6 protein-coding genes and 2 pseudogenes are annotated in these 8,690 nt (G+C 64.8%); all 8 read left to right on the top strand.

Annotation, left to right across the window (positions count from 1 at the left end; genetic code table 11):
- A pseudogene (locus WA702_RS12485) lies at window positions 1–181 on the top strand (MFS transporter); the annotation flags it as partial.
- Window positions 182–301: 120 nt separating this feature from the next.
- Window positions 302–1,207 carry a LysR substrate-binding domain-containing protein gene (locus tag WA702_RS12480; RefSeq protein WP_425110832.1) on the top strand — a complete coding sequence of 302 codons (906 nt, stop codon included), beginning with the start codon at window positions 302–304 and terminating at the stop codon, window positions 1,205–1,207.
- 122 nt (window positions 1,208–1,329) lie between these two features.
- On the top strand, window positions 1,330–2,274 hold the full coding sequence (gene kdgD, locus WA702_RS12475) for a 5-dehydro-4-deoxyglucarate dehydratase (RefSeq protein WP_425110831.1): 945 nt from the start codon (window positions 1,330–1,332) through the stop codon (window positions 2,272–2,274).
- Window positions 2,275–2,315: 41 nt separating this feature from the next.
- Window positions 2,316–3,671 carry a glucarate dehydratase gene (gudD, locus tag WA702_RS12470; protein ID WP_425110830.1) on the top strand — a complete coding sequence of 452 codons (1,356 nt, stop codon included), beginning with the start codon at window positions 2,316–2,318 and terminating at the stop codon, window positions 3,669–3,671.
- A 54-nt stretch (window positions 3,672–3,725) separates the two neighbouring features.
- Window positions 3,726–5,174 (top strand): aldehyde dehydrogenase family protein, encoded by a 1,449-nt coding sequence (locus tag WA702_RS12465; RefSeq protein ID WP_425110829.1) that lies wholly within the window; start codon window positions 3,726–3,728, stop codon window positions 5,172–5,174.
- A gap of 218 nt (window positions 5,175–5,392) precedes the next feature.
- Entirely contained in the window at window positions 5,393–6,934 is a 1,542-nt protein-coding gene (gene garD, locus WA702_RS12460) for a galactarate dehydratase (RefSeq protein ID WP_425110828.1), read from the top strand.
- A 187-nt stretch (window positions 6,935–7,121) separates the two neighbouring features.
- Window positions 7,122–8,321, top strand: a complete 1,200-nt coding sequence (locus WA702_RS12455) for a mandelate racemase/muconate lactonizing enzyme family protein (protein ID WP_425110827.1) — start codon at window positions 7,122–7,124, stop codon at window positions 8,319–8,321.
- A gap of 161 nt (window positions 8,322–8,482) precedes the next feature.
- Window positions 8,483–8,690 (top strand): annotated as a pseudogene (locus WA702_RS12450) (class II aldolase/adducin family protein); the annotation flags it as partial.

Raw genomic sequence — 8,690 nt, 5'->3', positions numbered from 1 at the left:
GTTCAACATGTTCGGCAATCTCTCGAGCATCACGACGCCGATCATCATCGGCTACATCGTTGCAGAAACCGGCTCGTTCAACGGGGCGCTGGTGTTTGTCGGCCTCAACGCGCTGGTGGCTGCGATCGCCTACCTCGTCATCGTCGGCGAGATCAAGCGGGTGCAGTTGCAGGCGGCGTAAGCCGTGCCGGCGTGTCGGTAAGAACGGCGGCCGGTTTCCGATCGGCCGCCGCCTTTGTTTTGGGAGGGATCGATGCTAGAAATGCCGAATAGGCGCCGCGTCCATTCAGGACCTGTATCGATGTTCGACCTGAACCAGCTCCGCTGTTTTGTCACGGTGGCAGAAGAGCTGCACTTCGGTCGCGCGGCGGCGCGGCTCAACATGACCCAGCCGCCGCTGTCCCGGCAGATCCAGGTGCTGGAGCACATCATCGACGCGGCGCTACTCGAGCGCACCAGCCGCTCGGTGAAGCTGACGCCGGCAGGCCGCAGTTTCCTGCCAGAAGCACGGCGCATCCTGAAGCTCGCCGAGACGGCGGCGCAGGTGGCGCGCAGAATCGCAAGCGGCAAGAGCGGCGCGCTGAAGATCGGCTTCACCGCCGCCGCCGCCTATGGCTTCCTGCCCGATTTGGTCGCGGCCTGCCGCGCGAAGCTGCCGGAGGCCGATCTGTCGCTGCAGGAGATGGTCTCGGGCGAGCAGATCGAAGCGCTGGCGTCCGGGCAGATCGACGCCGGGCTGCTGCGGCCGCCGATCGCGCGGCCCGAATTCGCCACGCGGCGCGTGCTGGCCGAGCCGCTCTATGCGGCGATCCCACGGCGGCACCGCCTGGCCTCGACCGAGACCATCTCGATCAAGGATTTCGACAGCCAGCCCTTCATCATGTATTCGCCGTCCGAAGCGCGCTATTTCCACGATCTGCTGGTGGCGCAATTCATGCGTGCCGAGGTGCTGCCGCGCTATGTGCAGCATCTGAGTCAGATCCACTCCATCCTGTCGATGGTCCGCGCCGGCCTTGGCCTTGCCATCGTGCCGGAAGCGGCGACCAGCCTCAGAATCGCCGACGTCAAGCTGCGCCCGTTGAAGCTGCGCAATCCGGCGCCGGTGGAATTGTTCATCGTCTGGCGGCGCGAGCATGATAATCCGCTGCTGCCGGCGCTGGTCGAGATCGCCGCCGGCCTCGCCGCCTTGCAACAGGCCGAGGATTGATGCCGATTACGTATTGATCGATACCGTGATTGGCTTGGACCGGCATCGGACTTAAGCTTAACCAAAAGACCGCGGGCGCGACAATAAGCGTTCATGTCATGGAAATTCCAAGGAGCGGCGCGATGAGCAAGATGACCCCTCAGGAGATGGCCAAGAAGATCGGAAGTGGCCTGCTCTCCTTTCCCGTGACGCCGTTCAAGGCGGACTATTCGTTCGACGAGGCGACCTATCGCGCCAACATGGATTGGCTGTGCGGCTATGACGTCGCCGGCCTGTTCGCCGCCGGCGGCACCGGCGAGTTCTTCTCATTGACCGCGGCGGAAGTCCCCCACGTCGTCAAGGTCGCGGTCGATGAGACCAAGGGCCGCGTGCCCGTGCTGGCCGGCGCGGGTTACGGCACCGCGATCGCGCGCGAGATCGCCGTTGGCGCTGAGAAGGCCGGCGCTGACGGCCTCTTGCTGCTGCCGCCCTATCTGATGCATGCCGAGCAGGACGGCCTCGCCGCCCATGTCGAGGCGATCTGCAAGTCGGTCAAGATCGGCGTCATCGTCTATAGCCGCGACAACGCCATCCTGCAGCCCGACACGCTGGCGAAACTCTGCGAGCGTTGCCCGAACCTGGTCGGCTACAAGGACGGCATCGGCGACATCGAGCTGATGACCCGGGTCTATACGAAGATGGGCGATCGCCTGACCTATATCGGAGGTCTGCCGACCGCAGAGACCTTCGCGCTGCCCTATCTCGACATGGGAGTCACAACCTATTCGTCTGCCGTGTTCAACTTCGTGCCCGAATTCGCCACCAGCTTCTACGCAGCCGTGCGCAAGCGCGATCACGCGGCGATCCATGCCGGCCTGAAGAACTTCATCCTGCCGCTGATCGCGATCCGCAACCGCAAGAAGGGCTACGCGGTCTCGATCATCAAGGCCGGCATGAAGGTGATCGGCCGCGACTCCGGCCCCGTGCGCCCGCCGCTCACCGACCTGACCGATGCGGAGGTCGCCGAACTGACGGCGCTGGTGAAGGCGCTGCCGAACGCGATGCCGGCACGGCAAGCCGCCGAGTAAGTCGGCCGGTACTAGCAAGAAGACGATCAAAGGAGGAGCAGATGGTTCAGGACACGATCCGCGCAGGGCTCACAGGCGCGCCCATCGTCACCGGCATGGAGGTGATCCCGGTCGCCGGCCGTGACAGCATGCTCCTCAATCTGAGCGGCGCGCATGCGTCGTTCTTCACCCGCAACATCGTCATCCTCACCGACAATTCCGGTCACACCGGTGTCGGCGAGGTGCCGGGCGGTGAAAAAATCAGAAAGACCCTGGAAGACGCGCGCGACCTCGTGGTCGGGAAGACGATCGGCGCCTGCAACAACATCCTGGCGTCGATGCGAACCCGCTTCGCCGATCGCGACGCCGGGGGTCGCGGCAAGCAGACCTTCGATCTGCGCGTGATGATTCATGCGGTGACCGCGGTGGAAGCCGCGCTGCTCGACCTGCTCGGTCAGCATCTGAACCTGCCGGTCGCAGCGCTGCTTGGCGAAGGCCAGCAGCGCGCCTCCGTCGAGGTGCTTGGCTATCTCTTCTTCGTCGGCGACCGCACCAAGACTGATCTGCCCTATGCGACCGGCGAAGGCGAGAAGGACGGCTGGTTCGCCCTGCGCCATCAACAGGCGATGACGCCGGAGACCGTGGTGCGGCTCGCCGAGGCGACGCACGACCATTATGGCTTCGCCGACTTCAAGCTTAAGGGCGGCGTGCTCGCGGGCGAGCAAGAGATCGAGGCGGTCACCGCCATCGCGAAACGCTTCCCCCAGGCACGCGTCACGCTCGATCCGAACGGCGCCTGGTCACTGGATGAAGCGGTCCGTCTGTGCAAGGACATGCACGGCATCCTGGCTTATGCGGAGGATCCTTGCGGCGCCGAGGCCGGCTTTTCGGGACGCGAGATCATGGCCGAGTTCCGCCGGGCCACCGGCCTGCCCACCGCGACCAACATGATCGCGACCGACTGGCGCCAGCTTTCGCATGCGCTGCGGTTAGGGGCGGTGGACATCCCGCTCGCCGATCCCCATTTCTGGACCATGCAAGGCTCGGTGCGGGTGGCGCAGACCTGCCGCGACAACGGTCTGATTTGGGGCTCGCACTCCAACAACCATTTCGACATTTCGCTGGCGATGTTCACCCATGTCGGCGCCGCGGCGCCCGGCAAGGTCACCGCGATCGACACCCACTGGATCTGGCAGGATGGTCAGGGACTGACCAAGGAGCCGCTACAGATCAAGAACGGCAAGATCGCCATTCCCGAGCGTCCCGGCCTCGGCATCGAGATCGACCGCGATAAGATCGCCGCGGCAAGTGCGCTATATCAGAAGCACGGGCTCGGCGCGCGTGACGACGCGACCGCGATGCAGTACCTGATCCCGGGCTGGACCTTTGACGACAAGCGCCCGTGCCTCGTGCGCTGACCTTCTTGATGCGATAGAGTACGACATCAATCGCGAAAACGCCTGGAGAACAAAATGAACGCGATCCTCAAGAATTTCATCGCCGGCGAGTGGGTGGACGGCGCCGGCGTCACCAAGAACATCAACCCCTCGAACACCAAGGATGTCGTCGGCGAATACGCCAAGGCCGACAAGGCACAGACCGAGCAGGCGATCGCCGCCGCCAAGGCCGCCTTCCCGGCCTGGTCGCGCTCGACCCCGCAGGAACGCTACGAGGCGCTGAACAAGATCGCGACCGAGATCCTGGCCCGTAAGGAAGAGCTCGGCCGGCTGCTGGCGCGCGAGGAAGGCAAGACCTTGCCGGAGGGCATCGGCGAGGCCGGCCGCGCCGGGCAGATCTTTGCGTTTTTCGCCGGCGAGGCGCTGCGGCTGATGGGCGAGAAGGGTCAGTCGGTACGGCCCGGCCTGGACGTCGAGATCACCCGCGAGCCGGTCGGCGTGGTCGGCATGATCACGCCCTGGAACTTCCCGATCGCGATTCCGGCCTGGAAAATCGCACCGGCCCTCTGCTACGGCAACACCGTGGTGTTCAAGCCGGCCGAGCTGGTGCCGGGCTGCGCGCATGCGCTGTCCGAGATCATCGCGCGTTCCGGCATTCCCTCAGGCGTGTTCAACCTCGTGGTCGGCCCCGGCTCGGTGGTGGGCCAGACGCTGCTCGAGCATCCTGATGTCAGCGCGATCTCCTTCACCGGCTCGGTCTCGACGGGACGCAAGATCGCGCAGGCCTGCGTGCTCTCCAATCCGATGAAGAAATTCCAGCTCGAGATGGGCGGCAAGAACCCGATGGTCGTGCTCGACGATGCCGACCTCAAGGTCGCGGTCGAGGCCTGCGTCAACGGTGCCTATTTCTCCACCGGCCAGCGCTGCACGGCGTCCTCGCGGCTGATCGTCACCGAAGGCATCCACGACAAGTTCGTGTCCACGATGACCGAGCGGCTGAAGGGCCTCGTGGTCGACGACGCGCTCAAGCAGGGCACCCATATTGGCCCCGTGGTCGACCAGGGCCAGCTCGACCAGGACCTGCGCTATCTCAAGATCGGCCAGGACGAAGGCGCCAAGCTGACTTGGGGCGGCGAGCTGTTGAACCGCGACGCGCCCGGCTTCTACATGCAGCCAGCACTGTTCACCGAGGCCAACAACAACATGCGCATCGCACGCGAGGAGATTTTTGGCCCGGTCGCAGCTGTCATCCGCGCCAAGAACTATGACGAGGCGTTGGCGATCGCCAACGACACAGAATTCGGCCTGGCGTCGGGCATCTGCACGTCGAGCCTGAAATACGCCTCGCACTTCAAGCGCAACAGCGAAGCCGGCATGGTGATGGTCAACCTGCCTACCGCCGGAGTCGACTATCACGTGCCGTTCGGCGGCCGCAAAGGCTCGAGCTATGGCGCCCGCGAGCAGGGCTCCTACGCGCGCGAGTTCTACACCACGGTGAAGACGTCTTATATCTATCCGGTGTGATGGACGTCGTCATTGCGAGCGAAGCGAAGCAATCCAGCGCCACAAGGGAAGTCTGGATTGCTTCGTCGCCTTCGGCTCCTCGCAATGACGGAAGACGGATCGTAGGGTGGGCAAAGCGAAGCGTGCCCACCGTTACGTGCGAGCTTATATGGTGGGCACGGCGCTCGCGCCTTTACCCACCCTACGGGACCTGAGATCGCGGTCCAAAGGGAGCAGGCATGAAACATCAGACGCCGACGGCGGAGCAGCCCCGCTACATCAAGCTCAACGCCCGCGACAATGTCGCGATCGTCGTCAATGATTTCGGCCTGCCTGCCGGCACCAAATTCCCCTGCGGCCTGGAGCTGAAAGCCTTCGTGCCGCAGGGCCACAAGACCGCGCTGGTCGACATCGAACAAGGAGCGTCGATCATTCGCTATGGCGAGGTGATCGGCACCGCGAAGTCGAAGTTATCAGCCGGCGAATGGGTCGACGAGGCCCGCATCGAGATGCCGGATGCGCCTGATCTCGACAAGCTGGAAATCTCGACCGCTGTTCCCGCGCCGCTGCCGCCGCTGGAAGGCTACACGTTCGAGGGCTATCGCAACGCCGATGGCTCGGTCGGCACCAAGAACGTGCTCGGCATCTCCACGTCAGTACAATGCGTCAAGGGCACGCTCGAATATGCCATCAAGCGCGTCAAGGCCGAGCTGCTGCCGAAATACTCCAATGTCGACGACGTCGTTGCCTTGACCCATGCCTATGGCTGCGGTGTCGCGATCTCGGCGCCCGACGCGGTGGTGCCGATCCGCACCTTGCAGAACCTCGCGCTGAATCCGAATTTCGGCGGCGAGATCCTGGTCGTCGGCCTCGGTTGCGAGAAGCTGGCGCCGGAACGGCTGTTGCCGGAAGGCACGACGGACAGCATCGTGCGGATGCAGGACGAGGCCTTCGAGGGCTTCGGCGCCATCGTCGACGCCATCATGATGCAGGCGGATCGCCGCCTCGCCCAGCTCAACAAGCGCACGCGCGAGACTTGCCCGGCGTCCGATCTCGTCATCGGCCTGCAATGCGGCGGCAGCGATGCCTTCTCCGGCGTCACCGCCAATCCCGCGGTCGGCTTCGCCGCGGATTTGTTGGTTCGTGCCGGCGCCACCGTGATGTTCTCGGAAGTCACGGAAGTGCGCGATGCGATCCAGCTGTTGACCCGCCGCGCCGTCAACAAGGACGTCGGCAACGCGCTGGTGCGCGAGATGGCCTGGTATGACGCTTACCTGGCCCGCGGCGGCGCCGATCGCAGCGCCAACACCACGCCGGGCAACAAGAAGGGCGGCCTCGCCAACATCGTCGAGAAGTCCTTGGGCTCGATCGTCAAGTCCGGCTCCGGCCCCATCCATGGCGTGCTCTCGCCAGGCGAGAAGGCGCGCACCAAAGGCATGCTGTTCGCGGCGACGCCGGCGTCCGATTTCATCTGTGGCACGCTGCAGCTCGCGTCGGGCATGACGCTTCAAGTGTTCACCACTGGCCGTGGCACGCCCTATGGTTTGGCCGCGGCGCCCGTGATCAAGGTCGCGACTCGGAGCGAGCTGGCGCGGCGCTGGAAGGACCTGATCGACTTCGATGCGGGGCGCATCGCCACCGGCGAGATGACGATCGAGGAGACCGGCTGGGACCTCTTCAAGCTGATCCTCGATGTCGCCAGCGGCCGGAAGAAGCCCTGGTCGGACCACTGGGGCATTCACAACGATCTCACCCTGTTCAATCCCGCGCCGGTGACTTGACGGCCTTGGTGGGCGTGGCGGCCACGCTCATTCCCCACGATAACGTCATCGTCCGCGAAGGCGGACGATCCAGTACGCCGCGGCCGCCCTAATTCATCGAGAAGCCGCGGAGTACTGGATGCCGCGCCTGCGCGGGGCATGACGGCGGAGTTTGAGGCTATCGGATAACGAACAGAAGGACTCCTCAATGTCCCGCATCACATCCCTCCGCACCATCCGCATCGCCGAGCGGCCGAACCTGATCTGGGTCGAGGTCGAGACCGATGAAGGCCTCACCGGTCTCGGCGAAAGCTTTCGCGGCACGCAGGCGGTTGAAGCTGCGATCCATGAGCTGGTCGCGCCGCTGGTGCTGGGACAGGACTCCCGCCGCATTGAGGCGATCTCGCGATCCCTGCTGACGCCCTATCTCGGCTTCCATAGCGCCAGCGCCGAAGTGCGCGCGGCGAGCGCGATCAACATTGCGCTGTGGGATCTCAAAGGCCAGCGGCACGGCGTGCCGGTGCATGAGGCGCTCGGCGGCGCCAGCCGGCTCGAGATCCGCGCCTACAACACCTGCGCCGGCTATGCCTACAACACGTCAGCCGCAAAACGCCGCGAGATCGCCAGCTCAGATGCTGCGCTGGGCCCCTACGATGACCAGGTTGCCTTCATGCGCGATGCGGGGGCGCTCGCCGAGAGCCTGCTCAGCGAAGGCTATGGCGCGATGAAGATCTGGCCGTTCGACCCCTTCGCGGCCAATGGCGGGCATTCCATCTCGCTTAGCGATCTCAAGACGGGGCTGGAGCCGTTCAGGAAGATCCGCGCTGCGGTCGGCGACCGCATCGAGGTGATGTGCGAGCTGCACAGCCTTTGGGGCGCGCATAGCGCCGAGCGCATCTGCCGCGCGCTCGAAGACTATGGCGTGTTCTGGGCCGAGGATCCCTTGAACAAGATGGACGACGTCCAAGGACTCGCTGATTTGCGCCGCCGCGTCAAAACTCCGATCTGCGGCAGCGAGACGCTGGCCGGCGCGGCAACCTTCCGCAACTTGCTGGCGGCGGACGCGGTCGACGTCGTCATGCTCGATATCGCCTGGTGCGGCGGCTTGACGGAGGCGCGCAAGATCGCGGGCCTTGCCGAGGCCTACAACAAGCCGGTGGCGCCGCATGACTGCACCGGCCCCGTCGCCTTGATGGCCGGCCTGCATCTGGCGCTGCACGCGCCGACCGCGATCTTCCAGGAGGTGGTGCGCGCGACGCTCGCGACCTGGTATCGCGAGCTGGTCACCGAGCTGCCGGTCATCAAGAACGGCCTGGTGCAGGCGCCGACTGCGCCTGGCCTGGGCCTTGCGCTGCATCCGGACGTGAAGCGGCGCAAGGATGCGATTGTGCGGGAGACGAGGGCGTAGCTTCCGCCGTCATTGCGAGGCGCGTATGCGCCGAAGCAATCCAGACTGCGTCCACATTTTGATGCTGGATTGCTTCGCTTCGCTCGCAATGAGGATAGACTGGCTAGCCAACTGCCGGTCCCGGGATGACAATCCAGAGCGATTTCAGGGGGGAAAAAGAAATGATCAGCCGCGTCGTCGCTGCCTTCGGTCTGCTGCTTCTGGCCTGCGCTCCAACCCGCGCCGAGGACATCATTAGCTCGGTCCCGCGCGAGGTGCTCGACGACATCGTGGTCGGTAGCCGCATCCTCGCCGATCTCGGCGTCGTCGACGGCTTCGGCCACGTCAGCGCGCGCTCCCCGACCAACCCGAAGCACTTCCTGATGGCGC

This window comes from Bradyrhizobium sp., assembly GCF_049798375.1.
Lineage (GTDB): Bacteria > Pseudomonadota > Alphaproteobacteria > Rhizobiales > Xanthobacteraceae > Bradyrhizobium.
This window is presented reverse-complemented; position numbering and strand designations above follow the sequence as displayed.